This window comes from Kitasatospora sp. NPDC096140, from assembly GCF_040303045.1.
Taxonomy (GTDB): Bacteria; Actinomycetota; Actinomycetes; order Streptomycetales; family Streptomycetaceae; genus Kitasatospora.
The window spans coordinates 1-1,774 of sequence record NZ_JBEOUW010000110.1 but is presented as its reverse complement, the minus strand read 5'-3'; the positions used below and the strand labels follow the sequence as shown (position 1 = coordinate 1,774).

At 69.1% G+C, this 1,774-nt stretch carries 1 protein-coding gene; it reads right to left on the bottom strand.

Annotated features, from left to right (window positions below):
* Nucleotides 1-28: 28 nt before the first annotated feature.
* Nucleotides 29-1,642 carry an IS1634 family transposase gene (locus ABT048_RS41620; RefSeq protein ID WP_350526858.1) on the bottom strand — a complete coding sequence of 538 codons (1,614 nt, stop codon included), beginning with the start codon at nt 1,640-1,642 and terminating at the stop codon, nt 29-31.
* Between the last annotated feature and the right edge of the window lie 132 nt (nt 1,643-1,774).

Here is a 1,774-nt window from a genome sequence, read left to right as displayed (position 1 = left end):
GCTAGCCCCGGACTTCGCACATGGGGAGTTAGGTCTCCAGCCAGCGGGGTCGGGTTTCGTCGATGCCGAGGAGTTCGAGCAGGTGTGCTTGGACTCCTCGGTTGATGAGGATGACGGGTGGGCTGGTGGTGGTGCCGGGCCGGATCATGAGGCTGGCGAGGTGGTAGAAGATCATGCGGCCGGTGGGGCGGACGGCCCGGTTGTCGGGGTAGAGGCCGCGCATGGTCTGCTCGGGGCCCAGGGACTGGCGGACCTGTCGTTCGATCAGGCAGAACACCAGCAAGGCCAGGCAGATCACGGTGATCAGGGCGGCGATGCGCCGGTTGTGCTGCAGGAAGACGGGGGCGACCGCGAGGGGGCCCTTGAAGTCGTGGTAGCGGCGTTCGACCACGGCCTGGCCCTTGTAGCGCAACAGGACCTCCTCGGCGGTGGCCTGTTTGGCAGTGAGGTTGGTCAGCAGCGCGTACCAGCCGTCGACGGCCGCCTGGGCATCGAGCACGTCCCGGTCGAAGTGCCATTGCAGGGCGGGCCGGCCCTCGGGGCCGGTGGTGATGGTGGTCCGCAGGCAGTCCTCGACCCGGTGGCTCTTGGCGATCACACCGATCCGGGCGGCAATCTTCTCGGTGGTGCCGTAGAAGCGTCCTCCGGCTCCGCGCTGGAGCTTGTCGAGGTCCTCGGCCGCGCGGGCCAGGCGTTTGGCGCGGGCGGTCTGCTGCCCGCGGGCGTTGCCGGTGGAGTGAACCAAGATCCGGCGCAGGGTGTGCACCGGGTCGCTCTTGCGGCGCCCGGTCAGCGTGTAGGTGTCCTCCAGGACCCGGTAGACCTCGCGCCGGTCGGCGGGCTTGCCCTCGTCCCGGTCCGGGACGTAGTCCACGACCTGCGCGTCTTCGAGGTTCAAGGCGGCGTAGACCTCGTCGGGGACCTTGGCGGCCGGGGCGGGGGCGATGAAGGCGACTTTCGCGTTCAGCAGGGCGGTGACGTTCGGGTGGGACACCAGCTTGGAGTCCGCGACCAGCAGGAAGTCCTTGCGGTCGGCCATCTTGCGCAAGGCGTTCATCGCGCCGACGACCTGGGCGACCTCGCCCGCGCCGCCGTCGTAGACGCGATGGAGGAGCGGGACGCCACCGTCACCGCTGACCGCGAGACCTGCCTGGATCTGTTTCAAGTCGACCCTGCGGTCCTTCGGGTGACCGTACCTGACCTCGGGAAACTGCTCGTCCTGGGCCTCGTAGGCGCCGAAGAGGGACATCGAGGTCATGTCCCAGTGGATCCGGGACACGTCGATACCGAACTCCGCGATCGCCTGCGCGCCGACCGTGCCGGCCAACTCCTCAAGGTGCGGTGCGATCGCGTCCAGGGCACGGGCGAGCCGGTCGTCACCCAGCAGGTCCGGCTCGATGCCGAAGACCTCCTCCACCGCCCACTCCCGGGCCCAGTCGCCCACACGGGACAGCGGCGCGGGCGCGGACAGCCGGTTGGCGACCAGCACCTCGATCACCTGGCCGTGCGTGAGGTGCGCGACCTCGCGGATCGGGCACAGCTCGTCGACGATCCCGGCCACGTCCAGCCGGCGCAGAAACTCGGCAGAGGCGGGCAGAGCGCCCAGACGCCTCTCCACCACGGGCGTCAACTCCACCGTCATCCGAGGACGGTGGACCCGTGAGCGACGTGTACGAGATATCGGCACGTCGGGTTCAACGACCGGCACCCCGCCGGGACACCGGTCGCATCACCACATCATCCGAACTCGTTATGTGCGAAGTCCGGGGCTAGC

Excerpts from the sequence above, each read along its gene's own strand:
- ABT048_RS41620 (WP_350526858.1), bottom strand. The coding sequence starts at position 1,642 with ATGACGGTGGAGTTGACGCCCGTGGTGGAGAGGCGTCTGGGCGCTCTG.